General features: G+C 70.6%; 18 protein-coding genes and 5 pseudogenes. 11 read left to right on the plus strand and 12 right to left on the minus strand.

Annotation, left to right across the window (positions count from 1 at the left end):
* Window positions 1-213: 213 nt before the first annotated feature.
* From BFF78_RS01835 to BFF78_RS01845, 3 genes are read right to left on the minus strand one after another with little or no spacing between them, the layout of a single operon-like run.
* Window positions 214-1371 (minus strand): acetyl-CoA C-acetyltransferase, encoded by a 1158-nt coding sequence (locus tag BFF78_RS01835; RefSeq protein WP_069776644.1) that lies wholly within the window; start codon window positions 1369-1371, stop codon window positions 214-216.
* Between the two features lie 31 nt (window positions 1372-1402).
* Entirely contained in the window at window positions 1403-2017 is a 615-nt protein-coding gene (locus tag BFF78_RS01840) for a TetR/AcrR family transcriptional regulator (RefSeq protein ID WP_069776645.1), read from the minus strand.
* Between the two features lie 15 nt (window positions 2018-2032).
* A complete protein-coding gene (locus tag BFF78_RS01845) occupies window positions 2033-2827 on the minus strand; it encodes an SDR family oxidoreductase (RefSeq protein ID WP_069776646.1) in 795 nt (264 codons plus the stop codon).
* 480 nt (window positions 2828-3307) lie between these two features.
* Between BFF78_RS01845 and BFF78_RS01850 the strand changes: the two genes are divergently transcribed.
* Genes BFF78_RS01850 through BFF78_RS01860 form a run of 3 tightly spaced genes read left to right on the plus strand, consistent with a single transcriptional unit; the run spans window position 3308 to window position 6344 of the window.
* Window positions 3308-4186, plus strand: coding sequence for an enoyl-CoA hydratase (locus tag BFF78_RS01850; protein WP_069776647.1), 879 nt, complete (start codon window positions 3308-3310; stop codon window positions 4184-4186).
* Window positions 4186-5355 (plus strand): acyl-CoA dehydrogenase family protein, encoded by a 1170-nt coding sequence (locus tag BFF78_RS01855; protein WP_069776648.1) that lies wholly within the window; start codon window positions 4186-4188, stop codon window positions 5353-5355. The genes BFF78_RS01850 and BFF78_RS01855 overlap by 1 nt, the downstream gene beginning before the upstream one ends.
* The gene (locus tag BFF78_RS01860) at window positions 5355-6344 is read left to right on the plus strand and encodes an acyl-CoA dehydrogenase family protein (protein WP_069776649.1); all 990 of its coding nucleotides are present in this window, start codon (window positions 5355-5357) and stop codon (window positions 6342-6344) included. Before BFF78_RS01855 ends, BFF78_RS01860 begins: the two co-directional genes overlap by 1 nt.
* Window positions 6345-6552: 208 nt before the next feature.
* Here BFF78_RS01860 and BFF78_RS01865 read toward each other — a convergent pair whose 3' ends face one another.
* From BFF78_RS01865 to BFF78_RS49635, 3 genes are all read right to left on the minus strand, one after another.
* Window positions 6553-8001, minus strand: a complete 1449-nt coding sequence (locus BFF78_RS01865; protein WP_069776650.1) for a dihydrolipoyl dehydrogenase family protein — start codon at window positions 7999-8001, stop codon at window positions 6553-6555.
* Between the two features lie 95 nt (window positions 8002-8096).
* Window positions 8097-9131 carry a 2Fe-2S iron-sulfur cluster-binding protein gene (locus BFF78_RS49630; protein ID WP_335755298.1) on the minus strand — a complete coding sequence of 345 codons (1035 nt, stop codon included), beginning with the start codon at window positions 9129-9131 and terminating at the stop codon, window positions 8097-8099.
* A gap of 146 nt (window positions 9132-9277) precedes the next feature.
* Window positions 9278-9859, minus strand: coding sequence for an MOSC domain-containing protein (locus tag BFF78_RS49635; RefSeq protein WP_335755299.1), 582 nt, complete (start codon window positions 9857-9859; stop codon window positions 9278-9280).
* Between the two features lie 366 nt (window positions 9860-10225).
* On the opposite strand from BFF78_RS49635, the pseudogene BFF78_RS01875 reads away from it, so the two are divergent.
* The 3 pseudogenes from BFF78_RS01875 to BFF78_RS47740 all read left to right on the plus strand — a co-directional run.
* Window positions 10226-11094, plus strand: a pseudogene (locus tag BFF78_RS01875) (alpha/beta fold hydrolase).
* 250 nt (window positions 11095-11344) lie between these two features.
* Window positions 11345-12106, plus strand: a pseudogene (locus BFF78_RS01880) (DUF427 domain-containing protein); the annotation flags it as partial.
* 350 nt (window positions 12107-12456) lie between these two features.
* Window positions 12457-12575 (plus strand): annotated as a pseudogene (locus BFF78_RS47740) (dienelactone hydrolase family protein); the annotation flags it as partial.
* A 51-nt stretch (window positions 12576-12626) separates the two neighbouring features.
* On the opposite strand, the gene BFF78_RS01885 reads toward BFF78_RS47740, so the two are convergent.
* On the minus strand, window positions 12627-13586 hold the full coding sequence (locus BFF78_RS01885) for an alpha/beta hydrolase family protein (protein WP_069776652.1): 960 nt from the start codon (window positions 13584-13586) through the stop codon (window positions 12627-12629).
* A 161-nt stretch (window positions 13587-13747) separates the two neighbouring features.
* On the opposite strand from BFF78_RS01885, the gene BFF78_RS01890 reads away from it, so the two are divergent.
* Window positions 13748-14344, plus strand: a complete 597-nt coding sequence (locus BFF78_RS01890; RefSeq protein WP_069776653.1) for a TetR/AcrR family transcriptional regulator — start codon at window positions 13748-13750, stop codon at window positions 14342-14344.
* 99 nt (window positions 14345-14443) lie between these two features.
* On the opposite strand, the pseudogene BFF78_RS01895 reads toward BFF78_RS01890, so the two are convergent.
* Window positions 14444-15531, minus strand: a pseudogene (locus BFF78_RS01895) (alcohol dehydrogenase catalytic domain-containing protein).
* A 92-nt stretch (window positions 15532-15623) separates the two neighbouring features.
* On the opposite strand from BFF78_RS01895, the gene BFF78_RS01900 reads away from it, so the two are divergent.
* Entirely contained in the window at window positions 15624-16529 is a 906-nt protein-coding gene (locus tag BFF78_RS01900) for a LysR family transcriptional regulator (RefSeq protein ID WP_069776654.1), read from the plus strand.
* On the opposite strand, the pseudogene BFF78_RS01905 reads toward BFF78_RS01900, so the two are convergent.
* Window positions 16489-16793 (minus strand): annotated as a pseudogene (locus BFF78_RS01905) (heavy metal translocating P-type ATPase); the annotation flags it as partial. The gene BFF78_RS01900 and the pseudogene BFF78_RS01905 sit on opposite strands and share 41 nt — an antisense overlap.
* 235 nt (window positions 16794-17028) lie before the next feature.
* Here BFF78_RS01905 and BFF78_RS01910 point away from each other — a divergent pair.
* The 3 genes from BFF78_RS01910 (at window position 17029) to BFF78_RS01920 (ending at window position 22477) form a co-directional block, all read left to right on the plus strand.
* On the plus strand, window positions 17029-20697 hold the full coding sequence (locus BFF78_RS01910; protein WP_069776656.1) for an nSTAND1 domain-containing NTPase: 3669 nt from the start codon (window positions 17029-17031) through the stop codon (window positions 20695-20697).
* 234 nt (window positions 20698-20931) lie between these two features.
* On the plus strand, window positions 20932-21402 hold the full coding sequence (locus tag BFF78_RS01915; protein WP_069776657.1) for a peptidase inhibitor family I36 protein: 471 nt from the start codon (window positions 20932-20934) through the stop codon (window positions 21400-21402).
* Between the two features lie 112 nt (window positions 21403-21514).
* A complete protein-coding gene (locus tag BFF78_RS01920) occupies window positions 21515-22477 on the plus strand; it encodes a hypothetical protein (protein ID WP_069776658.1) in 963 nt (320 codons plus the stop codon).
* A 360-nt stretch (window positions 22478-22837) separates the two neighbouring features.
* Here BFF78_RS01920 and BFF78_RS01930 read toward each other — a convergent pair whose 3' ends face one another.
* The 3 genes from BFF78_RS01930 to BFF78_RS01940 form a co-directional block, all read right to left on the minus strand.
* Complete coding sequence (locus BFF78_RS01930) at window positions 22838-23179, minus strand: hypothetical protein (protein ID WP_069776660.1); 342 nt, start codon at window positions 23177-23179, stop codon at window positions 22838-22840.
* 448 nt (window positions 23180-23627) lie between these two features.
* Window positions 23628-24164, minus strand: coding sequence for a GNAT family N-acetyltransferase (locus tag BFF78_RS01935; protein WP_069776661.1), 537 nt, complete (start codon window positions 24162-24164; stop codon window positions 23628-23630).
* A complete protein-coding gene (locus BFF78_RS01940; protein WP_227025668.1) occupies window positions 24154-25212 on the minus strand; it encodes a S41 family peptidase in 1059 nt (352 codons plus the stop codon). The genes BFF78_RS01935 and BFF78_RS01940 overlap by 11 nt, the downstream gene beginning before the upstream one ends.
* Window positions 25213-25283: the final 71 nt, after the last annotated feature.

Below are 25283 nucleotides of genomic sequence, written 5' to 3' on the forward strand. Positions count from 1 at the left end.
GCCCGCAACCGCAATCCGCTCCCTGACCATCGAGGACAGCGAGACTCACGACCTGCAGTTGCACCGGGTCGACGCCTGCGCCTCCCCCAGGGAGGGGTCCTGATCGGCGCCGATGACGGTCATGCACAGTCTTGCGCATCGGCGCCCGGGCTCCCCCATGCGGGTTCGTGGCCGGCTCCTCGCGGTACGTCGGAACCGAGCGGCGGTCGTACGTCAGAGGCGCTCGATGACGGTGACGTTGGCCTGGCCGCCGCCCTCGCACATGGTCTGCAGGCCGTAGCGGCCGCCGGTGCGCTCCAGTTCGTGCAGCAGTGTGGTCATGAGCTTGGTGCCGGTGGCGCCCAGGGGGTGTCCGAGGGCGATGGCGCCGCCGTTGACGTTGACCTTCTCCGGGTCGGCACCGGTCTCCTTCAGCCAGGCCAGCACCACGGAGGCGAAGGCCTCGTTGATCTCGACCAGGTCGATGTCGTCGAGCGTCATCCCGGCCTTCTTCAGCGCGTGGGCCGTGGCCGGGATCGGCGCGGACAGCATCCGGATCGGGTCTTCGCCGCGTACGGACAGGTGGTGGATGCGGGCGCGCGGGATAAGCCCGTGCTCGCGTACCGCCCGCTCGGAGGCGAGCAGCATCGCCGATGCGCCGTCGGAGACCTGGGAGGAGACGGCGGCGGTGAGCCGGCCGCCGTCGATCAGCGGCTTGAGCGCCGCCATCTTCTCCAGGCTGGTGTCGCGGCGGGGGCCTTCGTCGGTGGTGACCTCGCCGTAGGGGACGAGTTCGCGGTCGAAGCGGCCCTCGTCGATGGCGCGGATGGCCCGCTCGTGGGAGCGCAGCGCGAACTCCTCCATGTCGCGGCGGGATATGTGCCACTTCTGGGCGATGAGCTCGGCGCCGTGGAACTGGTTGACCGGCTGGTCGCCGTAGCGGGCGCGCCAGCCCGCGGAGCCGGCGTACGGGCCCTCGGTCAGCCCCAGCGGCTCGGCCGCCTGGCGGCTGGCGAAGGCGATGGGGATCTGGGACATGTTCTGCACGCCGCCCGCGACCACCAGGTCCTGGGTGCCGGAGAGCACGCCCTGGGCGGCGAAGTGCAGGGCCTGCTGGGAGGAGCCGCACTGGCGGTCGACGGTCACGCCGGGTACCTCCTCCGGTAGCCCCGCGGCCAGCCAGCAGGTGCGGGCGATGTCGCCGGCCTGCGGCCCGACGGTGTCCAGGCAGCCGAGGACGACGTCCTCGACGGCGGCCGGGTCGACGCCCGAGCGCTCCATCAGCGCCCGCAGCACATGGGCGCCGAGGTCGGCCGGGTGGACGGCGGCGAGTCCGCCGTTCCGCCTGCCGACCGGGGTGCGTACCGCTTCGACGATGTATGCCTCGGGCATGCCTGCTGCTCCTTCGGTGACGTTTCCAGTGTCATTCGCGGACGGCGATGCCTTCCAGCACCATCGACAGGTACTGGCGTGCGATCTCCTCGGGGCTGTGCTGTCCGCCCGGCCGGTACCAGGACGCGGCGACCCAGACGGTGTCGCGCAGGAAGCGGTAGGTGAGCCGGCTGTCCAGGTCGGCGCGGAAGACCTGGGTGGCCACCCCGCGCTCCAGCGTGCCCAGCCACGCCTTCTCGAACCTGGCCTGCGAGTCGGCGAGGTAGTGGAAGCGCGGCTCGTCCAGCAGGTGCTTGGACTCCTTCTGGTAGATGGCGACGGCGGCGCGGTGCCGGTCGATCTCCCGGAAGGATTCGGTCACGAGCGCCTCCAGCGTCTGCCGGGGACCGAGCCCGGAAGCGAGCACGGCGTCGTACCGGGCCCACAGCTCGTCCAGGAACGCGGAGAGGATCTCGTCGAGCATCGACTCCTTGGAGTCGAAGTGGTAGTAGAGGCTGCCCGCAAGCATTCCGGCGGCATCGGCGATCTTGCGGACGGTGGTGGCGTTGTATCCCTGCGCGGCGAACACCTCGGCGGCGGTCGCCAGCAGTTCCTCGCGCCGCTCGGGCGACGGGCTCACCGTGGTCTTCTCGCTGTTCTTCGGCACCGGGCCATTCTCGCCTCACGGGTGCTGGCTGCTGACCGACAGGACCTCCCCGGTCAGGTACGAGGAGTAGCCACTGGCGAGGAAGACGATGGCATTGGCCACCTCCCACGGCTCGGCGTGGCGGCCGAACGCCTCGCGGGAGGTGAGCTCCTCGAGCAGCTCGGGGGTGGTGACCTTGGCCAGGTGCGGGTGCATGGCCAGGCTCGGCGAGACGGCGTTGACCCGTACGCCGTACTCGGCGGCCTCCAGCGCGGCGCAGCGGGTCAGGGCCATGACCCCGGCCTTGGCGGCGGCGTAGTGCGCCTGGCCCTTCTGCGCGCGCCAGCCGACCACCGAGGCGTTGTTGACGATGACGCCACCGCCGCCTGCCGTCTTCATCCGGCGCAGCGCGGCGCGGGTGCAGCGGAAGGTGCCGTTCAGGGTGACGTCGAGAACCTTTGCCCACTGCTCGTCGCTCATCTCGACCAGGTCGGCGGTGCCGCCGAGGCCGGCGTTGTTGACGACGATGTCGAGCCGGCCGTGGCGCTCCTCGGCCAGCTCGAACAGCGCGCCGACCTGGGCCTCGTCGGTCACGTCGCAGGGCAGCGCGGCCACCCGGTCCGGGCCGAACTCCGCGGCGAGCGCCGCCTCGGACTCCTTCAGGCGGCGGGCGTGGGCGTCGGAGATGACGACACCGGCGCCCTCCTCCAGCAGCCGCCGGGCCGTCGCCCCGCCGATGCCCGCGCCCGCGGCGGCGGTGATGACGGCGGTGCGGCCGGCGAGCAGACCGTGGCCGGGGACGTACGGCGGCGGCGTGTTCGGCGCGGTCATGGGCACACCTCCTTGGGCAGGCCGAGGACGCGCTCGGCGATGATGGTCCGCCGGATCTCGTTCGACCCGGCGTAGCCGGTGCCGGGGCGGGAGACGGGGAACAGCCGCCGCCAGTCGGTCGGGTCGTACGGCTCCCCCGCGGCGAGCCGGCCCCGTCGAAGAACACCTCATCGACGCTGTGGCCCTGGCACCACAGCTCCTCCACCGCCACGATCGGCGGGAGGAACCGCTCGCGCTGTCCGGGCATCCCGAAAGGGATCAGGGCGGGGCCGAGGAGCTGCTCGCCCATGTGCCGCTCCCGCGCCGGGCGTTCGGCAACGGCCTCGTGCTCGCGCCCAGGCCCCCCGCGCCCGCGCAGATGCGGGAACCGACCGGTGAGGTCGGCCCGCAGCCCGGCGCGGATCTCCGAGCGGAACTCCTCGACGCTGCTCATGACGGTACGTTAACCTACCAAACACTTGTTAGGGAAGGAGGGGCTGGATGTCCGCTGCCCACGAGGATGCGCAGACGACGCCCGACGGCCCGGTGCGCTACGAGAAGCGGGGCCCGGTCGCGACCGTCACGATGCACCGGCCCGGCCACCGCAACGCCCAGAACTCCGCGATGACCTACGCCCTGGACCGCGCCTTCTACCGCGCGGCCGACGACGACCAGGTGAAGGTCGTCGTCCTCGCCGGTACGGGCCGGCACTTCTCCGCCGGGCACGACATCGGCACCCCCGAGCGCGACGCCCACCTTCCGTTCGACCGCAGGGCCGGGCTGTGGTGGGACCACTCGGACAAGGCGGGCGCCGAAAGCCGCTTCGCCCGCGAGTCCGAGGTCTACCTGGGCATGTGCCGCCGCTGGCGCGAGCTGCCCAAGCCCATGATCGCCTCGGTGCAGGGCGCCTGCGTCGCGGGCGGGCTGATGCTCGCCTGGGTCTGCGACCTGATCGTCGCCTCCGACGACGCGTTCTTCGCCGACCCCGTGGTGCGGATGGGCATCCCCGGAGTCGAGTTCTTCGCCCACCCCTGGGTGATGCCGCCACGGATCGCCAAGGAGTTCCTCTACACCGGTGACCGGATGAGCGCCCGGCGGGCGTACGAGGTCGGAATGGTCAACCGGGTGGTGCCCCGCGAGGAACTGCCCGATCTTACAAGGGAGTTGGCAGAGCGGATCGCCGAGATGCCGCGGATGGGCCTGACGTTGACCAAGCGCGCGGTCAACCAGGCCGAAGATCTGCAGGGGATGCACGCCGGGCTGGACTCAGCGTTCGGACTGCACCACCTCGCCCACGCGCACAACGCCGAGACCGCCGAGGACTCCCTCGGCGGCATGGACCTCCACGCCATGAAGGCGGCCGGGACGAGGGAGGCCTGATGGACCTGGACTTCACGGCCGCGCAGGACGCCTTCCGGGCCGAGGCCCGCGCCTGGCTCGCCGCCCACGTCCCGGACGCCCCGCTGCCCTCCCTGGAGACGGCGGAGGGCTTCGCGGCCCACCGGGAGTGGGAGCGCACGCTGTTCGCCGACCGCTGGTCGGTGGTCTCCTGGCCCGAGGAGTACGGCGGCCGGGGCGCCTCGATCCTGCACTGGCTGATCTTCGAGGAGGAGTACTACGCCGCCGGTGCGCCCGGACGCGTCAGCCAGAACGGCATCAACCTCCTCGCCCCCACCCTCTTCGAGCACGGTACGGCCGAGCAGCGCGCCCGGATCCTGCCGCCCATGGCGAGCGGCGAGGTGATCTGGGCCCAGGCCTGGTCCGAACCGGAAGCCGGCTCGGACCTCTCCTCCCTGCGCTCCACCGCCGTACGCACCGACGGCGGCTGGCGCCTCAGCGGCCAGAAGACCTGGTCGTCGCGGGCCGCGTTCGCCGACCGGGCCTTCGGTCTCTTCCGCAGCGACCCGGACACCCCGAAGCCCCACCAGGGACTGACCTATCTGATGTTCCCGCTGGACGCCGAAGGGGTGACCGTACGGCCCATCGGGCGGCTGGACGGCAAGCCCGCCTTCGCCGAACTGTTCCTCGACGAGGTCTTCGTGCCCGACGAGGACGTCATCGGCGAGCCCGGACAGGGCTGGCGGGTGGCGATGAGCACAGCGGGCAACGAGCGCGGGCTCACCCTGCGCAGCCCCGGGCGGTTCATCGCGTCCGCCGACCGCCTCACAGCCCTGTGGCGCGAGCGGGCCGCCGCTTCCGGCACCGCGCTGCGCGACCGGGTGGTCGACGCGGTGATCGGCGCCCGCGCCTACCAGCTGTTCACCTACGCCAACGCCTCCCGCCTGGCCGCGGGGAGACCGATCGGCGCGGAGTCCAGCCTGAACAAGGTCTTCTGGTCGGAGCTGGACATCGCACTGCACGAGACCGCCCTCGACCTGCTCGGCCCGTACGGGGAACTCGCCGACGGCGCCCCGGAGGCCCCCGCCCACGGCAGCTGGGCCGAGGGCCACACCTTCTCCCTCGCCGGTCCCATCTACGCCGGGACCAACGAGATCCAGCGCGACATCATCGCCGAGCGGCTGCTCGGCCTGCCGAAGGGACGCCGGTGATGCGGTTCCTCCTCGACGACGAGCAGCGGGAGTTCGGCCGCACGCTGAATGGCCTGCTGGCGGCGGCCGGAACCCCGGCGGTCGTACGGGCCTGGTCGGCCGGCGACACCGCGCCCGGCCGCGCCCTGTGGGCCCGCCTGGCCGAGGCCGGAGTCTTCGCCCTCGCCGTGCCGGAGGAGCACGACGGGCTCGGCCCGCTGCCCGTCGAACTCGCCGTCGCCTTCGGTGAGTTGGGCCGCCACGCGGTGCCGGGTCCGCTGGTGGAGACGGTTGCCGCAGCCGCGCTCCTCGACCGCCTGGACGACGGTGACGTGATGCGGACATGGCTGCCGCAGATCGCCTCCGGCAAGGCCGTCGTCTCGCTGTGCGCCCCGGGAGCGAACAGCCCGTACGCTCTGGACGCGGACGCGTGCGACGCCGTGTTCGTCATCGACGACGACACGCTGCGGGTGGCCGAGGGGCACGGGAAGGTCCAGGCGTCCCTCGACCCGGCCCGGCGACTGGCCCGGCCACACGGCGGACCCGTCCTGGGCCGGGGGCCCGAGGTGATCGCGGCAGCCGCGCACGCCGCCGATGTCGCGGCCCTGGCCACGGCCGCCCAGTCCCTCGGGCTGGGCCGCGCCTTGCTGGCGCGCACCGTCGACTACGCCCGGCAGCGCACCCAGTTCGGGGTCGCCATCGGATCCTTCCAGGCGGTCAAGCACCGGCTCGCCGACACGCTCATCGCCCTGGAGTTCGCCCAGCCGTTGCTGTACGCCGCCGCTCTCATGCTGGCCACGGCACATCCGGCCGCCGGTCGGGAGATCGCCGCGGCGAAGGTCTCCGCGGGCGAGGCGGCGTACGCGGCGGCCCGCACCGCCCTGCAACTCCACGGCGCCCTCGGCTACACGGAGGAGCTGGACCTCTCCCTGTGGATCCGCAAAGCCCGGCCCCTCCGGGACGCATGGGGCACCCCATCCGCCTGCCGCGCCCGCGTCCTCGCACCCTGAGCCGCCCCCACCGCGTGTTGAGCCGATCGCACCGACAGTGCCGTCACCCGGAGGCCCTTGCACTCCCGCGCTCGGGTTCACCAATGACGTGGTCCACGACAGTGTGTGGTCGACACCCTGGGTGTCACCCCGCCACCCGGGAGGTTGAAGATGAGGTCGTTGTAGGGAATTTCTCCCATCTTCGCGGGGTGTGTTTCCTGGATGCAGCTCAGTCGCGCTGGTAGGCGGCGAGGAGGAAGAGCCAGATCTCACTGACGGTGGGGAAGCAGGCGATCGCGTGCCTGAGCCGCTTGAGCGGGACCTCGCCTGCGACCGCGATGGTGGCCGAGTGCAGGAGCTCGCTGATCCCGGGGCCGACGAAGGTGACCCCGAGCAGGATTTCCCGGTCGAGGTCGACGACCAACCGGGCATGGCCTCGGTAGCCGTCGGCGTAGAGGTTGGCGCCTTGGGCGGCATTGAAGTCGAGGTCGACCGTCCTGATCCGGTGGCCGGCGTCGGCCGCTTGCCCGGCTGTCAGGCCCACTGCGCCGGCCTCGGGGTCGGTGAAGAAGACCTGGGGTACGGCGTGCTGGTCGGCGGTGGTGGCATGGTCACCCCAGGGCTCGTCGTCCGCAGGGCGGCCGGCGGCTCGGGCAGCGATGGCGTCGCCTGCGGTGCGAGCCTGGTACTTGCCCTGGTGGGTGAGCAGGGCACGGTGGTTGACGTCGCCGAGGGCGTACAGCCAGTCGCCGTCGACGCCGTTCACCAGGCAGGTGGTGTCCACGTCCAGCCAGGAGCCGGGGGTGAGACCGACTGTGTCCAGCCCGATGTCGCCCGTGGCGGGAGTGCGGCCGGTGGCGAACAGGACCTCGTCGGCCTCCAGTTCGCTGCCGTCGTCGAGGGTGAGCGTGACGGGACCGGTGGGGTCGGGGCGGCGCAAGGCGGCCACCTGCACACCGATCCGCACGTCCGCGCCCGCCTCGGTCAGGCCCTGGGTGACGAGGTCTCCGGCGAAGGGTTCCATGCGAGGCAGCAGGCGGCGGCGCGCGAGAAGGGTGACCTGAGAGCCGAGGCCCTGCCAGAGTGTGGCCATTTCGACCCCAACCCCGCCGCCGACCACGGCGAGGCGGGCGGGCACGGTGCTGGAGTCGGTGCCGCGCCGGTTGGTCCAGGGCCGGGCCTCCTCGATGCCAGGGATGTCGGGCAGCACGGGCCGGCTGCCGGTGGCGACGGCCACCGCGTGCCGGGCGGTGAGGAGCCGCTGTCCGCCGTCGTCCCGGGTGACGGTGACGCGACGGGGTCCGTCGAGGCGGCCGTGCCCACGGAACAGGTCGGCGCCGATGGACTTGACCCACTGGGCCTGTCCGCCGTCGTCCCAGTCGGTGACGTACCGATTGCGCCGGGCGAAGACCCGGTCCGCGTCAAGCCGGCCGGTGACGGCCTGCCGGGCACCGTCCACGCGGTTGGCGTCGGCGACCGCGATGACCGGCCGCAGCAAGGCCTTGCTGGGCACGCAGGCCCAGTACGAGCATTCGCCCCCGACGAGTTCGCGCTCTACGACGGCTACGGAGAGTCCGCCGGCACGGGCACGGTCCGCCACGTTCTGACCGACGGGACCGGCACCGAGCACGATCACGTCATAGGTGCCGTTTCCCTGGATTTCCGGTGCTTCGCTCACGGTGTCCTCGCATCACGATCGGACTGGTCATTCATTCGTTCATGGGATTGTTCGACGCCGGTCTTCGCCCTGGCCGGCCGGGCGGTCGCGGGCGACTAGAGGTCGAGGACGACCTCGGAAGCGGGCTCGCTACAGCAGACGAGGATGGTGCCTGGCTCCGGGCGTTCGAGGGGTGGGGTGGTGTAGGTGATGTCGCCTGCCACGAGGTGGGTGATGCAGGTGTGGCAGACACCGGTGCGGCAGGACCAGCGGGTGGGGATGTCGCAGGCTTCGGCGAGATCGAGGAGAGACGCGTGAGCGGGTGACCATGGGGTGGTGATGCTGCTGCGGGCGAAGGTGACGAGGGGGCCGGTGCCCGTGGGCCCCGGTGGCTGGTGCGGCTGGATCGCGGCGGTGGGTGTGACGCCGGGGTTGATGGCGGGCAGGGCGCTGAACTGTTCCGTATGGATCCGCTCGGGGCTCAGCCCGTGCTCGCGCAGGAAGCCTCGGAGGTCGTCCATGAAGGCGGGCGGTCCGCAGAGGTAGGCGTCGGCGTCGGTGGGAATGCCCAGGGCCGCGAGTGAAGGGGCGGTCGGGCGTTCCCAGCTGATGTGGGGGTCCTCGGGGTGGGGGGCGGTTTCGGCCGTGTAGTAGATGTGCTCGTGGGCGTGCGGGAGTTGCGCCAGAAGGGCGTGGGCCTCGTCCGCGAAGGCGTGGTGGGCACGGTCGTGGGTGGTGTGGATCCACCACACAGGGCGGGGATCTGTCGTGGCGGCAAGTCGGTGGAGCATGGCCAGGACGGGAGTGGCACCGATCCCTGCGGAGATGAGGACGATCGGGCGGGTGCCTTCTTGCAGTACGAAGGTCCCGCGCGGGCAGGCGATGTCCACGAGGTCCCCGGGGCGGAGCGCGGTATGGATGTAGCTGCTCACTTTCCCCTGGGGCTCGTGCTTGACGCTGATGCGGTAGGTGTCGGCGGTGGGAGCCGAGGAGAGGGAGTAGCTGCGCACTGCGGGGGCGGTGCCGCCGGTGGCGAGGCGGATGGAGAGGTACTGGCCCGGGTGGGCCTCGGGCAGGCGCGTGCCGTCGGTGGTGCCGAGGTAGATCGAGGAGACCGTGGGGGTCTCCGGGACGATGCGGGCGACGCGCATGGTCTTGAAGCCCGGCCACCCCGCCTCTTCTCTCGGTTGCTGGGTGCTGGCGCGTTCGCCCGGCCACCCCGGTTCCTGTTTGGGCTGCTGGGCGGCGGCGAGTTCGCGGAAGGACTGCTGCCACCCGGGGCTGAGAGCGGGGATGTTCAGCGCTCCGCGCAGCTTCGCGGGTCACGGCCCGGGAGGTAGAGCAGCGCGTCGATCTCGGCGACGCTGAGTCCTTCCGGGCCTTTGCGGGTGAGGGTGATCTCGTCGCCGGCCTGGACGCGTCCCTCGGTGATCACGCGCAGGTAGAAGCCTGGGCGGTGGTGGGCGACCAGCAGGGAGGCCATCGTGGGTTCGCCCAGGCGCATGCCGACGCGGTAGCAGGTGACGCGCGGCTGGGTGACTTCGAATTCGGCTTCGCCGATGCGGTACCGGTCGCCGATGCACACCTCGTCGTCGGGCAGGCCGTCGACGGTGAAGTTCTCCCCGAAGATCCCGAAGGTCAGGTCGTCGCGACCGAGCTGCCGTTGCCAGTACCGGTAGGACTGCAGTTGGTAGACGAGGACGGCTCGAATTTCCCCGCCGTGCCCGGCCAGATCTCCTTGACCGTCTCCATCGACGTTCAGCCGCCGGACCATACGGGAGCCCTGGACGGGAGCCTTCCAGGCACCGGTGTGAACGGTCCTTCCCTGCCAGGAGACGTCCTTGGGCATCCCTACGTTGACGGACAGCAGCGTCGCCATTGCGGACCTCCTGCGGGGTGGCGAGCCGGGCAGTCCCTCTTGGCGCCGCGTTTGGTGCGCTGGAACCGATCCTAGTTCTGTGCCATTGCCGCCGCGATTTCGCGATCATGAATCGATCGGTGGATCCGCCGAGATCTGCCAGTGGACCGTTGCTCGCGCGTACCAGGCCCGGGTCCGGGTGGACGGGGTTCGCTGGCTGATGACCGTGCACAGGCGGAGGCTTGAGGCAGGCCGACGTTTAGTCGCCCGGGCGCGGCGGCGCCCCGACCAGCATCCACTATAACCAGCAAAAGACTCTTGACAGGTTAGATCGAGTTTGCTGGACTGGAGATGTAACCACTAAATCCAGATAGAGGGGTTAGGTATATGGCCTTCGCAGTCCACCACCGCACCGCCACCGTCGACGGTCTCGAGGTCTTCTACCGGGAGGCCGGTGATCCCCAGGCGCCTGTCGTCGTGCTCCTCCACGGCTTCCCGACAAGCTCGCACATGTTCCGCCATCTGATCCTGGCGCTCGCCGACCGCTACCACGTGATCGCCCCCGACCACATCGGGTTCGGCCAGTCCGCGATGCCGGCTCTGGCGGACTTCCCGTACACCTTCGACGCCCTCACCGACGTCACCGAGGAGCTGCTCCGGCAGCTGGGCGTCGACCGGTTCGCGATGTACGTGCAGGACTACGGCGCCCCCATCGGCTGGCGCCTGGCGCTCCGGGCACCCGAGCGTGTCGCCGCGATCATCACCCAGAACGGAAACGCCTACGAGGAGGGCTTCGTCAAGCCTTTCTGGGACGGCGTCTTCGCCTACACCCAGAACCCGGGACCGGACACCGAAGCCCCCATGCGAGGCGCCCTGACCCTCGAGATCACCCGCTGGCAGTACGTGAACGGGGTCGCCGACCCCACCCTGGTCAGCCCAGACAACTGGGTCCACGACCAGGCGCTGCTCGACCGCCCGGGCAACGACGAGATCCAGCTCAAGCTGTTCCGCGACTACCCCACCAACGTGGATCTCTACCCACAGGTCCACCAGTACTTCCGCGACTCCCAGGTCCCCTCCTGGCAGTTTGGGGAGCCAACGACGAGATCTTCGGCCCCGACGGCGCGGAGGCTTTCCGCCAGGACCTGCCCGATGCCGAGATCCACCTGCTGGAGTCCGGGCACTTCGCCCTGGAGAGCCACCTCGGGACCATCACCGAGTACATCCGCGACTTCCTCGCCCGCGTCCTCGCCTGACACACCCGGGCATCGGGGCGACAGCGGCGCCAGACCACCCACCCTCTGCGTGTGCGGCCACCCGCGCACCCCGCACCCCGCACCCCGCACCCCGCACCCCGCACCCCGCACCCGGAAGGGACCACCCATGGGACTGTCCTGGCAGCAAGGCCCCCTCTCCGCCGGCACGATCGGACACTTCCTCACCCCCGAGGCCCTCCCCGAACGCCTCCTGTTCGCCGAGCCGCTGCGCCGCCGTATGCGCGTGAAGTTCAACGACAACTGGATCGCCGACAGTGAGAACGTGCTCCTGCTTCACGCACCGGGCCGCTACCCGGTCGCCTACTTCCCCCGCGAAGACGTCGACGCGCAGGCTCTGGTACCGAGTGGCCAGGTCACCCATCACCAGGACCTGGGCGACACCGCCTGGTACGCGGTGCACGCCGGCGACCGCAGCACCGAACGCGCCGCCTGGGAATTCACCGCACCGCCCGGGCACGCCGCCGAACTCCAGAGCCGCATCGCCTTCGCCTGGCGCGCGATGGACGCCTTCTACGAGGAGGACGAACGCATCCTGGGACACGCCGCGGACCCGTACCACCGCATCGACATCCGCGACACCTCCCGCAGCCTGGAAGTCCGCCTCGGCGACACCGTGATCGCCCGCTCCGAACACCCCGTGGTGCTCTTCGAGTCCGGATTCGCCCCGCGCTGGTACGTCCGGCGGGCCGACATCGACCAGGCCCAGCTGCGCCCCGTCGACGGCCAGACCTTCTGCCCCTACAAGGGCCTGTGCGATTACTACGACATCGGCGAGGCGCGTCGCGCCGCCTGGTCGTACCGCAACGCTTACCAGGAGGTCGGACGGGTCAGCGACCTGGTGTCCTTCGAGCCGGACAAGGTCGAGGTCTACCTCGATGGCAAGCACCTGCATCTCGAGCCCGGGCAGAACGTCGTACCTCACGGCGTCGACCGCGGCCTGGATGTCGACGAGATGTTCACGCTGCGGCGGGCGAGGTCGAGGACGGCATGAGTGTGGAGTTTGCCCTCTTCCGGCACTTCCCGGACAAGCGCGAGGAGGCGCTGGTGCAGCGCGGTGTCGCACTCCGGCCGGCCTGGCAGCACAGGCACAGCCGCAGCTGATAGCGGCCTGCCGCGGCCACCGATCACCCGCCGGCGGCCGGAGTGCGGCACTCCCATGCAGCAGCTGCCGTCAAAATTGCCGGTTGTCGGCCTGCCCTCCTCCCCGGCCCCGCACTCACTGACCTGCACCGACGCTACGTCAGTTCCCATCCAGCGCTGCCTTGTCAGTCCAAGGAAGCAAGATCCACCATTCCCATCAAGACGCTGCAGATTCCGACCGAGGTCCTGGTGACCGACGCGCCCGACGGCATCCACGGCTTCACCATGTCCGACACCGACGCCTTCAACCCCTCCGCGCTGCAACGCCACTGGGACCGCCTGCTCTCCCTCTCCTCGACCGCGCCCTTACCAACAGCTGAGGCGCGGCGGGGACCCCGGCGCGGCTGCCGTCGAAGGCGGTCCTGATCGGCCTACTTGGATTCGACACGTCCGAACGGGTTGGAGCCGGCTGTCAGTGCGTCACGCGCTGCCTGCCAGGCGGAGTCCGCGGGGTAGAGCTGGGTGCGGAGGTAGGCCCAGGTGAGCCGGCCTACCGCCGCCACCCGTTCGGGGTTTTCGTCCGTGGTCTCGGCGGCGTCATATCCGGAGATCCCGCCGAGTCCGTGCTCGGCGTCGAAGAGGGTGAGCAGGCTCTTGGGGCCGGGAGCGAGGTGGTAGGGGTCGGCGTGCCAGTCCGGGCCCATGTCCGTGAAGTGCCGGGAGTCGTCCTTGTCGCCGGCGACGACCAGCGCGGGTGTGGTCATCGTGGAGAAGTCCATCGTGCGGAAGAACGACGCGGTCTGCGCCCGTGGCCCGTTCAGGGCATCGCCTCTGCCGGGTGCTGCCAGCAGCACACCCGCCTTGATCCGGGGCTCGATGAGGTTCGCTTCCTTTCCGTCGTCGGGGTCGGTGAGCCGTGCGCCCAGCAGGAGACTGGCCGTGTGGCCGCCGAGCGAGTGTCCGGCGACGGCGACCCTGCTGTGGTCCATGCGCCCGGCGAGCTGCGGCACGGTGCCCTCGATCACGTCGAGGAGGTCGATGATGTGCTTCATGTCCTCGGCGCGTGAGCGCCAGAACAGGGATGCTCCGGCGGTGCCGGTGTGCAGATGACTCAGTGTCCTGGAGCTGAGGTGGGTGGGCTGGATGACGACGAAGCCGTGTGCCGCCCAGAAGTTGGCGAGCGGCGCGTAGCCGTTCAGCGAGGAGAGGTGGTTCGAGGAGCCGTGACCGTGGGAGAGGAGGAGGACGGGCAGGTCGGTTCCGGTCACGGGTGCGGAGACGCGCGCCTGAAGGTCCACGGGGCGTCCGGGCACGGGCAGCACCAGCGGACTGAACGAGAGGACGGGAGTGGGCGAGCCGAAGGCGTCGGCGGTGGAAGTCGTTGTGGTCACGATGTGCAGGTCCTTTCGACGGCGCCTGCTGTCGGCCGGCGGCAGGCAGGCGCGCGGGAGCGTCCGGCTTCGGCTAGAGTGAGAAGCGGATCGCTGTTCCGCTTAAAACATACGGAACACTGTTCCGCTTCGTCAACGGTCATCATCGGAAGGAGTGCGTGGTGCCCCCTGCAGGCCAGTCCGGGCAGGTGCCGGCCCGTAGCAAGCGGGCCGATGCGCGGCGCAACCAGCAGACGCTGCTCGCTGCCGCCGCCGAGGTGTTCGTCACCTCCGGCATCGATGCGCCGATCCGTGAGATCGCGGCCAAAGCCGGCGTCGGGCTGGGGACGATCTACCGTCACTTCCCGACACGTGCGGATCTGGTCGTCGCCGTCTTCCGCCACCAGGTCGAGGCATGCGCCGAGGCCGGCCCGAACCTGCTGGCCAGTGCCGACTCCCCTCTCGCAGCGCTGCGTCAGTGGATCGACCTCTTCGTCGACTTCCTGGTCACCAAGCACGGACTCGCCAACGCGCCGCAGTCGGACAGCAGCGGCTTCACCGCGCTGCACACCTACTTCGTCGACCGCCTGGAGCCCGTCTGCGCGCAACTGCTCGGCGCCGCGGTCGACGCCGGCGAGATCCGGCCGGGTACGCAGCCGTACGAGCTCATGCGCGGCATCGGCAATCTCTGCATCGGACGTGACGACGACCCCCGCTACGATCCCCGCCGATTGATCGACCTGCTTCTCCGGGGACTGCAGCGCCCGCAGTCATCCTGAGCCTCGACGACAGGGCACCACGCGGCCCGAAGCCCGTGCCCCGCTGCCGGCCGAACAGACCCCGAGAGGCCGGCCCGGCCAGGGAACTCCCTGGCTTCCTCACCCGGTGGGCGGGGTGAGAACGGTGCGGTCGAACGGCCCGCCATGCGCGGCGGCGTACTCGATGGCGTCGTTGACGGCGGCGAGGGGAAAGGTTCGTACCCGTTCGGGATCGAGGTCGAGCGCACGCGAGGCGACGAGTCGGATCAGGCCGGCGTTCGCCGAGCGCGGATACATCCACTGCCCCCGCACGGTGACCGAGTTGCGCATGATCCACGGGTAGGGAAGGGCGAGGTCCGTACCGCCGAGCATGCCGACGCCGCCCATGAGGACGACGCGGCCGTACTCGCGAACGGTCATGGCCGCCGCCCGCACCGCCGAGCTCGGGCGGCGGGCGGGAGGAGATCGATCACCACGTCTATCGGGCCGTCGGCGGCAGCGCGCATGGCCGCGCGGTCGGTCGTCTCGTCCCCGGTCAGTTCCACCGGACGTACCCGCTCGCCGAACCGGTCGGCGAGCGGGCTCAGCACGGCACGGTTGCGGCCCGGCGCGATCACCCGACCCGCGCCCATCGCGAGTGCCACGGCGACCGCGGCGCTGCCCAGGTTGCCGGTGGCCCCGCTGACGAGCAGCGTCTCGCCGGCTGCGAGGCCGCCCGCCAGCAATCCTCCGTAAGGGATGGCGTACACCCCGAGGGAGGACCAGCGCGCCGGGTTGTCCCCCGCTTCCGTGGGCAGTGGATGGACGTTTTCCGTGGGCACCCGCATGAACTCGGCGAACGACCCGTCGTGCAGGTGCCGGGCGAGCCTGGCGCCGCCGGTGCCGCGGGAGCTCCAGCCCTGCAGCATGATGTCGGGGGTCAGCGCGTCGTCGCGCGAGCGGACCGTGCAGTCGCACCACACCAGGTCGCCGACGCGCAGCCGGGTGGCGTCCGGGCCGACGTGCACGATCCGTCCCACGCCACCGGGGCCCGGGACGACGGGGAGTTCGAGGGCGTACCGGCGCCGACCGCCGAAGACCTCCTCGGCGTACGGGAGGACACAGGACGCAAGGACCTGGACCACCACCTCGCCGCCGCCCGGCTGGGGATCGGGTATCTGCTGCACCGTGAGCGGGGCACCGAACTCTGTCAGGACTGCTGCTCGCATCTGCCGGCCTCCTTGAGGGTCGGTCTTGAGGCTAGGAGCGAGACGGGCATGCGCCCAGCGACGATCCGGCATCCGTGGTATGCGTAGTGCGCATGGACTTCTCCAGTACGGCTCTGCGGGTTCTGCGGCAGGTCGCCGAGTCGGGCAGCTTCACCGCGGCTGCCTCGCAGCTCGGCTACACCCAGTCGGCGATCTCACGCCAGGCGGCGGCCCTGGAACGGAGCGCGGGCGCCGTCCTGTTCGAGCGCCGCTTCGACGGGGTGCACCTCACGCCCGCCGGCCTCACCCTGCTGCGGTACGCCCGCACGATCCTGGACTCCGTCGCGGCGGCCGAACAGGAGCTCGCCGGCTCCTCCTCACGAACGGAAGTGGTCCGGCTGGGGATGTTCCCCAGCGCCGGGGCCGTGCTCCTGCCGGGCCTGCTCAAACGCCTTGCGACAACCGGCCCGCACATCACCGTCACGACGCGCGAGGGAACCACACCCCGCGTGCTCAGGGCCCTGCGCGCGGGCTCGATCGACATCGCCGTACTGACCTCCCGCCCGCCGCACCGGCCGTCGGACGGCGAGTCCCCCCGACTGCACATCGAAACGGTCGAGGACACCGAACTGCTCCTAGGAGCGCCGACCACCGGCATGTTCGCCGGGCGAACCGCGGTGCACGTCGACGAACTCGTCGATGCCCCTTGGATCTCCACTCCGTCATCTGGTGCCGAACCTCAGCTCGGCGTCTGGCCGGGCCTGCCCGGGCGGCCTCGTATCGTCCACCACACGAGCGACTGGCTGACGAAACTGCAGCTGGTTGCCGACGGGTTCGGTGTGACCACCGTTCCGGCCCGCATGTCAGCGGTGCTACCGAACGGTGTGAGCCTGCTGCGCGTGGACGGCGTACCCCCCGAGATCCGCCGAGTCCTCGTGGCCCGGCTTCCCGGGCGACCGGCCCCCGCAATCGCGACTGTCATCCGAGCGATCGCCCCGGCCTCCACCCCCGCACGGTGATTCCCTGCCTGGTCAGGCCAATCCCCGGCGGCACGCTGGGGCTGACGTGCTCCACGGTCACGGCCAGGTCCCAGATGACCAGCCGGTGATGAACACCGGGGCGATGACCAGGTTCTGCACGACCGGGCGGCGCGCTCGGCGGGAGAGACGGACGACAGCGGGGATGGTCGCTCGCTCGTCGCGGACCACGACCGCATCGGCGGTCTCCAGGGCCAGCCCGGAGCCGGCCCGACCTGCGTCGACTCCGTCGCCGACCAGCAACACCTACGGCCGGCTTGGCCTCCTCCAGCACCGATGGCATCCGGCTTCTCCACGGCCACCGAGTTCAGCGGCCGGCGCATTTGTTCGGCAGGGCTGTTCCGGCGACCGGACAATGGCCGGAGACGATCTACTTGAGGGGTGGCGTGGGTCCGTAGCGTGGCCTGGTACGGGGGCGGCCAGACGGGGTGACAGTGTGGCGGGACGTCGTGAGGGGCCGGTGGATCCCGGGGCGGGCCCAGTGCAGCGGTTCGCGTTCGAGTTGCGCAAACTGCGAGCAGAGGCGGGCGGGATCACCTACCGGGTGCTGGCGCAGCGGGCCGGGTATTCGGTCACGACGCTGTCGCAGGCAGCGGCCGGCGAGCAGTTGCCCACCCTGACGGTGGCGTTGGCCTACGTGCAAGCCTGCGGGGGCGACCCGGTGGAGTGGGAGGCCCGGTGGAAACAGGCCTCGGACGAGGCTGCCGTCTTGGGCCCGGAGGGGGACGGAGAGCACACGGAGCCTCCGTACAAGGGGCTGGCACGGTTCGAGACGGGCGACGACGGTCTGTTTTTCGGCCGCGACCGGCTCACCGCTGACCTGCTGGAACTGTTACGTCGACGGCGCTTCGCGGCCGTGTTCGGCCCGTCCGGCAGCGGCAAGTCCTCCCTCCTGCGCGCCGGCCTCGTCCCCACCCTCCGGCACACCCAGGATGCCGGCCTGCGCCCGGCCGCGATCCGCATACTCGCGCCCGGTGACCGCCCGGCCTACACCCACGCCCACGTGTTCGAACCCAGCGACACCACTCCTGGCATGGGTGCCGCCGAGGCGGACACGCTCATCGTCGTCGACCAGTTCGAGGAGATCTTCACCCTCTGCCAGGACCCCGAAGAACGTGCCCGTTTCATCGACGCGTTGCTGACCGCTCGTCGGCCCGAGAACCGATTACGGGTCCTCGTCGCCGTGCGCGCCGACTTCTACGGCCACTGCGCCGGACACCGCGGCCTCGCCGAAGCCCTGCGCGACGCCCAACTGCTCGCGGGCCCCATGAGCCCGGCCGAGCTGCGTGACGTCATCGTCAGACCCGCTGCCGCGGCCGGCCTGACCGTGGAACGGGCCTTGACCTCCCGGCTGGTCCAGGAGGTCGCCGACGCCCCGGGCGGACTGCCGCTGTTGTCGCACGTACTGCTGGAGACCTGGCGCCGCCGCCGCGGCAAGACGCTCACCACGGCCGGCTACGAAGCCGCCGGTGGCCTCGCCGGCGCCATCGCCAAGACCGCCGAAGGTGTCTACAGCCACTTCACCCGGGACCAGGCCGACGCGGCGCGCCGCGTACTGCTGCGCCTGGTCACCCCGGGCGATGGCACCCCCGACACCCGCAGACCCGCCGAACGGGAGGAACTGCGGGACATCGGGGGACCCAGTACCGCTCAGGTTCTGGAGGCTCTCACCCGCGCGCGACTGCTCACCCAGGACGACGACACCGTGGACCTGGCCCACGAGGCCCTGCTGACGGCGTGGCCGCGGCTGCGCGACTGGATCGAAGCCGACCGCGAACGCCTGCGCACACACCGGAAGCTGACCGAAGCCGCCCGGGCCTGGGAGGAACTGGACTGCGACCCGGGTGCTCTGTACCGCGGCAGCCGCCTGGCCACCGCACAGGAACACTTCGGCGAGGAACACCACGAGGACTTGACGGTCCTGGAACACACCTTCCTCACCACCAGCCTTCAGGCACGCGAGCACGAAGAACACGCCGCCACCCGCACCACCCGACGGCTACGCGCCCTCACCGCATCCCTGTCCGTCCTGCTGGTCCTGGCAGTCATCGCAGGGCTGGTCGCGTGGCAGCAGCGGCACAATGCCGACTCGGCCCAGAAGACGGCCCTCTCCCGTCAGCTGGCCGCACAATCGTCCGCCCTCATCGACACCGACTCGGACCTGGCCTCGCTGCTGGCCGTCCAGTCCTACCGGACCAGTCCGACCTCCCAGGCGGTGCAGAGCCTTTACGCGGCCGCCGCTGTGCCTTTGCGACACGGGCTCACCGGCCGGCGCGGCGCTGTGACCTCGGTGGCATTCAGCCCTGATGGCCGCGTCCTCGCCAGCAGTACCGAGGGCGAGGACGGCAAGGTGCGGCTGTGGGACGCCGGCACGGGACGCCTTGAGAGAAGCCTGGACTGGAACCCCGCATGGGTGTGGTCCATGGCCTTCAGCCCGGACGGACGGACCCTGGCCACCGCCGCGATGAACGACGGGGTGCAACTGTGGAATACGGCCACGGGCCGCCTCCGTACCACCCTGCCCGGCCCTGCCGATGCGTACGCGGTGGCGTTCAGCCCTGACGGGCGCACCCTGGCCACCGCCGGCGATGGCCAGGGGGTACAGCTGTGGGACACAGCATCCGCCCGGCTGCGCAGGAACCTTGGCAGGCAGACCCAAGGAGTGGGTTCGGTGGCGTTCAGCCCGGACGGACACACCCTCGCCACCGGCGGCACAGGCCACGGGGTACAGCTGTGGAACACAGCCGACGGAAAGCTCCAAAGGGGCCTCTGCGGACCCCCCTTGGGCGTGTACTCGTTGGCCTTGAGCCCGGACGGACGCACCCTCGCCACCAGTGGTACCGACCACACAGTGAGACTCTGGAACACGGCCACGGGCCGCCTGCGCACCAGCCTGCCCGGCCCTGCCGGTGACATGGCACCGGTGGCCTTCAGCCCCGATGGGCACACCCTCGCCACCAGCAGCCCCGACAACACGGTGCGGCTGTGGGACACAGCCGCCGGTGCCACCCTGGCAACGCTCCCCGGGCACACGGACACCGTGCTCTCCGTGGCGTTCGGCCCTGACGGGCACACCCTTGCCACCGGCGGCCGCGATCAGAGCGTGCGCCTGTGGGACACGGCGGCGGGCCTGAATCGAGCCGTTCTCGCCGGGCCCCTGAAACAGGTGCTTTCCGTGGCGTTCAGTCCGGACGGGCAGACTCTGGCCACCGCCGGTTACGGCCGTGGGGTGGACCTCTGGGACGCGCACGCCCGACGCCGTCCCAGGACGCTGTCCAAGGGCCTCGACGACGTCTCGTCCGTGGCGTTCAGTCCCGACGGACGCACCCTCGCCACCGTGGGCCGGCACCATGGCTTGGGGCTCTGGGACTCAGCCACCGGTCGCCTGCGCGAGCGCCTTTCCCGCGACGCCCACGACGTGTTCCGGCTGGCGTTCAGCCCGGACGGACGCACCCTGGCCACCCGTGGCCTGGAACACGGGGTTCAGCTGTGGGACGCGAAAACCGGCCGCCTCCGCAACGCTCTCCCCGAGTTCGTCGTCGGCACGGACTCATTCGTCAACGGCATGGGCTCGTTGGCATTCAGCCCGGACAGCCGGACTCTGGCGACGGGCGGCGAGGACGGTGCGGTGCGACTGTGGGACTCGGTCACCGGCCGCCTGCGCGTACGCCTGCCCGGCCACACCGGCACCTTGGGGTCGGTGGCCTTCAGTCCCGACGGGCGCACGCTGGCCGCGGCCGGCAGCGACGGCACGGTACGCCTGTGGGACACCAAGACCGACCGTGTCCGCACAACCCTGCCTGGACGCGCCGCCCCCGTGTTCGGGATCGTGTTCAGCCCGGACGGCCGTACTCTGGCGACCGCCGGCAGCGCCGCCGGCTCCGTGCGGCTCTGGGACACCGCCACCGGAAACGCGCTCGCCACGCTCACCGGGCATACCGACGCCGTGCTCTCGGTGTCGTTCAGCCCCGACGGACGCACGCTCGCCACCGCCGGCGGCGACGGGACCGTACGCCTGTGGAACATCATCCTGCCGCCCCCCGCCATGGCCATCAGCAAGATCTGCCAAGCCCTCGGCCGCGACCTCACCCCGCAGGAGCGCTCGACGTACCTGCCGGACCAGCCACCCCATGCCACGTGCCCGGCGTGAGCCTGGAGCCCGGCCTCGTCACCTCAAAAAATCGCGACCGGCCATTGTTCAGGAGCCACACCCGGCCTGCCAAACAATGTCTCGGCAGCTGAACATCGATGACGCAGGGCGCCACAGAGCACCCAGGCAGGGGCGGACTGGCGACAACTCGGCCTCGTTGGCCCGGCCACAACGTGCCCCGAACTGATGGCAGATGACGCCTGGTCACCAACAACCGACCACGGAGGGAAGCAGATGTTGACTCGCAAGACGAAGGTCCGGCTCGGCATCGCGGGCGCTGCCGCGGCAGCGGCACTGGGCCTCGCGACCTCCCAGGCAAGCGCTTCGAGCGCGGTGATCGACGGGTCCAACGGCTTCGCCAGTCCGTCGAGCTGCGACGTGTCGAGCACGTACGAGTTCTGTCTCTACTACTCGCCCAACCACACGGGCGGCACGAAGGCGTACACCGCCACCGCGGTGTCCACGATCAGCGGCGACTTCTCCGGAACCTCACACCCGGTCCGTAACGACGCGGCCTCGGCCGCCAACGGCTCCGGGTGCCACGTCGGCATCTGGGTCTCCCCCGGATACACGGGCGACTCCAACTGGATGCTCGACGGCGACCGCGGCGGCAACCTCACCTCCGGAAGCCCCCAGTTACGCAACAACGAGGCGTCGATCGCCGTCGATGACTCGACCAACTGCCCGGGCGTGGGCATCGGCTGACCTGCGACCACGAACCCAGGGCCTGCCGGGTCCGCCCGGACGGGGGTACCGGGCGGCACCGGCAGGCCCTGCCCTACAGCAGCAGCCGTCCCACGAGCAGATGAGGTACGTCATGACGGTCCTGAGAAGAATCCGCCAGGGCGCGGTCTGCTGCGCGATCGCGGCCGCCACCTTGGTCACGGGGTGCAGCGGGCATACGTCGCCGGCCGTCGGCGGACTGCGCACGCTGCCGCCCGCGGTGACTGCCACCCCGGCGGCGACCAGCATCACCGGCCTGCACCTGCCGGTGGAGGACTATCTACTGACCCCGATGCAGTCGGCCGAACAGGACTGGATCCATTCCGTCGCCCTGAGCAGGTGCATGCGGAGATTCGGCTTCGACTACCCGGTCGGTGCACGGCCGACGGCGGACGGACCGGCCGCACACGCCTATACGGTCTTGTTCCGGCGGTACGGCATAACGGAGGCCCCGAGCGTGCGCGTGTGGGGCTACCACGTTCCACGCGTCACGCGAGCCGCCTCGGCCCCGGCCGCGAAACGGAAGCGGTCCGCAGCGGAGCGCACCGTGCTGACCGGCACGAACACTGCCGGAACCGGCGCCGTCGTCCGGTATGCCGGCCAGCGGGTGCCTTCGGGCGGCTGCATGGGCGAGGCGGACGCGAAGAGCACCGGCGGACGGGGCCAGGCACCCGGGCCTGGAACTCCGGCCGATGGATTGATCGCCAAGATCAAAGCGGACAGCTTCGCAAAGTCCCGTACCGACCCCCGGGTCAAAGCCGTCTTCGCCGCATGGTCGGCGTGCATGAGCGCCCATGGCTACCGCATTCCCACCCCGCTCGACGCGGCCAAGCTGGCGTCGATGGATCTGGCTTCGCCTACCAAGGCGGAGATATCCCAGGCCAACACGGATGTGGCCTGCAAGAGCAGAACCCATCTGGTGGGCGTGTGGTTCGCGGTGGAGGCCGACTACCAGACAGCGGAAATCCACGCCAACTGCGCACGTCTCGCTGTCCTGCGCGCTCAGCGGGACGCCCAGGCGCAGCGCATCACCCGGCTGTACCGGTCGATGTCATAGCCGGCCGGCAGCGGCCAGGGCATGAAAGCGGGGCCTCCTGAACAGCTCGGGGTTGTCGATCCCCGATCCCCGATCCCGGCGCGCATCAGGAGGCCCTTGGCGGCCCAGCCTCCGTCTCCCGGGCAAGACGCCTCCGGGTGGCTCTCAACTGCTCGACACGCTCTGGCAGGTCCGGGAACTCATCGATGACGCCGAGGTCCTCGCGAAGCGCATGCCGCAGCAGCCAGACCGCCTCCGCAAGCGGGGTGTCGAACCAGGTCTCCGTCCGCCTCCAAGTTTCCTGGTCGTCATCAGGGTTGGGAAGGAGCTTCACCAGCCGGTAGCCGAGGCTCAGGCAGCGGTTGACTTCCGAGGCGACGTTCAGAGCGCGCCCCGGTAGCACCATCTGGGCTTGGGCGTACTGATCCCGGTAGGAGCACGTGCAGCGTCCAGCGCCGATCCGTCTGCGTTCTCGCCGTGCTTGACAGCCAGTACGTAGTCGTAGGCGGCCGTCCGGTAAGCACGGGCCGTCGAGTTGAGTGCCGCGTACAGGTCACGCTTGCGCTGCAAGTCCCTCTCATCGCGGTCTTGCCCGCGTTGGCGCTCCGCGCGCTCAGCCTCCTCCGCCAGTTCGCGGCGCCGAGACCACTGGGTGAGCAGCGGTGCACCCATCGTGCCGGCCACACCGACGGCGGCGACCACCACTGCTGTCAGATCGGCCACTTGCCACGTGGTCCTTCCCGCTGCGTCGCCTCGGCTGGATGCCGACGCATTCCTTCGGGCAGCGATGGACAGGCTGCCCGCTCGACGCTGAACTGGTCAACTGGCGCTTCCTGGCTGCGATTCCGTGTCCGCAAGGGGCGTACCTGATGACGGCTGTCCCGGCGCGGCAGACCAGACAGTGTCCTGGCGACCGTGGCGCGCTGAAGCCCTTTCTGAGGACGGGCGGCGGAGCCTGCCGGGCGCCGGCGGCGTGGTGGCGCGCGCGCACGGACGTCGAGTCGACCGAGATGTCCGGGGCGAGGTCGCCGGCCTCGTCCGCCTCCGCCTGGATCTGCACAGGGGCTGACCGGCGGGCTGCGGAACAGTTCCGGCAGGCGCTTGACGAAGGCGCCCGACGAGGCTCGACCTCAGGAACTGATGATACGTCAGGTCGATCACCGTCTTGTGCTCACCTCGGTTCGCCGCCGGGCCGCTCCGCGCGGAGCATGGAGAAGATCACCTGATCGTGCCACCGGCCGCCGCGCCACTGCGCGGAGCGCAGCACGCCCTCCCTGACGAAGCCCGCCTTCTCCAAGGCACGCTGCTCGGCGAGGTTGGCGCAGTCCGTCCAGGCTTGGAGCCGTTCGGCCCTGGTGTGGTCGAAGAGGTACTCGGCCAGCCGTCGCTGGGCCTGGGTGCCTATGCCGCGGCCGTGCGCGGCCGGCACCAGGCCGATCGCCAGGGTCCAGCAGGTGGAGGTGGCGGGCCGCCCCCAGGTGCTGGCGAACCACTCGACCCGGCCCACCGTCCGGCCCGCCTCCGCCACGGAAAGCACGCCGCCGTCGGGGCCGAGCAGGCCGGTCTCCGCGAACTGCCGGCGCAGGCCGGCCGGTGAACCGAAGCCGAACCACTGGTACGGGCCGGTCCCCTCCGGCCCGTTGAACTCGCGCTCGAACAGGTCGAGATCGTCGGCGGTCACCGGGCGCAGCGTGATCTCATCGGGCATGGAACGACTCCTGATTCTCTCGACCAGAGGGTTCGACCTCGTGTGGCCGGCGTGGGCAATGGCATGGGTGGGTATCGGGCTGGAACGTGGCAACAGAGCCGCCCAGTGCTCCGACCGGGGAAGTTGTCGGCTTCAGAGGGCAGCGCCGTCCGATGTGCGGGCGAGAGCGGCGGCGTGGGCGGTGGCGAGTGCGTTCTGGGCGGTGGTTGGGATGTGGGGTTGGACGCCGGTGCCTTCCCAGTCGGTGCCGGTGACGGGGTTGATGGAACGGCAGGTGGGGATGCCGGCCTCGAGGTGGGGGTGGAGGCGCACGCCGATGCGGGGGTGGGCACCGCCGCCGGTGGTTTCGCCCGACAATGACCGCGCGGCCGGTGTGGCGCAAGTCGTAGGCCAGTTCTTCGCCGCCGGAGAAGGTCTGGCGGCTGGTGAGCACATACACCGGGCGGTCCGTGCCGTAGCGGGGGCCGGGGACGTGGGGGAGCGTCCAGTACTGGGTGGTGCGGTCGTCAGTGCGGTCGTAGACGTCGTTGAGGTGAGTGCCGGACGGCAGCAGGTAGCTGCAGAAGTAGGCGACGGTTGCGGGATCACTGCCGATGCAGGCGCGCAAGTCGATGATGAGCGCTTTGGTGTTGCGCAGGATCCGCATGGCTGCGGCGATGTCGTCGCCGACCAGGTGGGCGCCGAAGAGCGCCGGCTCGATCTGGAGCAGCCCGATGTTCCCGTCCAGCCGTTCGAGCCGTCCGATACCGCTCATGGTGATCCGTGAGCGTTGTTCGAAGACCACGGCCGAGGCCGCCTCGTCGGGCAGGTCGGGGATGGGCTCAGGGTGGTGGATCAGTCTGAGGTGGCCGTCGCCGCTGAGCCGCTGCAGGTCCTCGGTGACCAGATTCGCGAGCGCCGCGGGGCTCGCCGCGCTCGCGTACCGGCCGGTGCCTGCGGTCTCACCGAGATCGGCGGCGATGCGCTCCCCGAGGTCGGGGAAGACGTAGCTGGTGGCGACCAGCTCGCGGACCTGCGCCACGATGCGTTCGATCTCGCTGTGCTCCATCAACTGCCCCCTGGATAGCTGAGTTTCGGCGTCAGTAGAGCACCGGCCTCGCAAAAGCGTCAAGGTTTCTA

Origin of the sequence: Streptomyces fodineus (assembly GCF_001735805.1) — a bacterium.
GTDB lineage: Bacteria > Actinomycetota > Actinomycetes > Streptomycetales > Streptomycetaceae > Streptomyces > Streptomyces fodineus.

Excerpts from the sequence above, each read along its gene's own strand:
- BFF78_RS01835 (WP_069776644.1), bottom strand. The coding sequence starts at position 1,371 with ATGCCCGAGGCATACATCGTCGAAGCGGTACGCACCCCGGTCGGCAGG.
- BFF78_RS01845 (WP_069776646.1), bottom strand. The coding sequence starts at position 2,827 with ATGACCGCGCCGAACACGCCGCCGCCGTACGTCCCCGGCCACGGTCTG.
- BFF78_RS01850 (WP_069776647.1), top strand. The coding sequence starts at position 3,308 with ATGTCCGCTGCCCACGAGGATGCGCAGACGACGCCCGACGGCCCGGTG.
- BFF78_RS01855 (WP_069776648.1), top strand. The coding sequence starts at position 4,186 with ATGGACCTGGACTTCACGGCCGCGCAGGACGCCTTCCGGGCCGAGGCC.
- BFF78_RS01860 (WP_069776649.1), top strand. The coding sequence starts at position 5,355 with ATGCGGTTCCTCCTCGACGACGAGCAGCGGGAGTTCGGCCGCACGCTG.
- BFF78_RS49630 (WP_335755298.1), bottom strand. The coding sequence starts at position 9,131 with ATGCGCGTCGCCCGCATCGTCCCGGAGACCCCCACGGTCTCCTCGATC.
- BFF78_RS49635 (WP_335755299.1), bottom strand. The coding sequence starts at position 9,859 with ATGGCGACGCTGCTGTCCGTCAACGTAGGGATGCCCAAGGACGTCTCC.
- BFF78_RS01900 (WP_069776654.1), top strand. The coding sequence starts at position 15,624 with ATGGACTTCTCCAGTACGGCTCTGCGGGTTCTGCGGCAGGTCGCCGAG.
- BFF78_RS01915 (WP_069776657.1), top strand. The coding sequence starts at position 20,932 with ATGTTGACTCGCAAGACGAAGGTCCGGCTCGGCATCGCGGGCGCTGCC.
- BFF78_RS01920 (WP_069776658.1), top strand. The coding sequence starts at position 21,515 with ATGACGGTCCTGAGAAGAATCCGCCAGGGCGCGGTCTGCTGCGCGATC.
- BFF78_RS01935 (WP_069776661.1), bottom strand. The coding sequence starts at position 24,164 with ATGCCCGATGAGATCACGCTGCGCCCGGTGACCGCCGACGATCTCGAC.
- BFF78_RS01940 (WP_227025668.1), bottom strand. The coding sequence starts at position 25,212 with ATGGAGCACAGCGAGATCGAACGCATCGTGGCGCAGGTCCGCGAGCTG.